Below are 490 nucleotides of genomic sequence, written 5' to 3'. Positions count from 1 at the left end.
TGTGGGTCAACGGCATCACCCAGGGCCTGATGTGGCGCGCAGTGAACTCCGACGGCACCCTCACCTACTCCTTCGTCGAAGCCCTTGCCGCCGGCCACCCCGGCTTCATCGTGCGGATGATCGGTGGTGCCATCTTCCTGCTGGGCATGCTGGTCATGGCCTACAACGTCTGGCGCACCGTAGCGGCCGCCAAACCGGCCGAAATGCAAGCCGCGGCGCAGATGGCCTGAGGAGTCCGACATGAAACACGAAGTACTTGAGAAAAACGTCGGCCTGCTGGCCCTGTGCATGGCTGTCGCCGTGAGCATCGGCGGCCTGACCCAGATCGTCCCGCTGTTCTTCCAGGACGTCACCAACACCCCGGTGGAAGGCATGAAGCCCTACACCGCCCTGCAACTGGAAGGCCGTGACGTCTATATCCGCGAAGGCTGCGTGGGCTGCCACTCGCAGATGATCCGTCCGTTCCGCGCCGAGACCGAGCGCTACGGCC

At 64.3% G+C, this 490-nt stretch carries 1 protein-coding gene and 1 pseudogene; both read left to right on the top strand.

The features are described from left to right. Window positions 1-230, top strand: a pseudogene (locus A6723_RS30945) (cytochrome C oxidase Cbb3); the annotation flags it as partial. Between the two features lie 10 nt (window positions 231-240). Then, on the top strand, window positions 241-490 hold a 250-nt coding region (locus A6723_RS30940; protein ID WP_175405604.1), incomplete at its 3' end, for a cbb3-type cytochrome c oxidase subunit II.

The organism is Pseudomonas sp. AU11447 (genome assembly GCF_001672555.2).
Taxonomy (GTDB): Bacteria; Pseudomonadota; Gammaproteobacteria; order Pseudomonadales; family Pseudomonadaceae; genus Pseudomonas; species Pseudomonas nitroreducens.
Note: the sequence above shows the minus strand (reverse complement) of the source record. Positions and strands in the feature narration are given on the sequence as shown.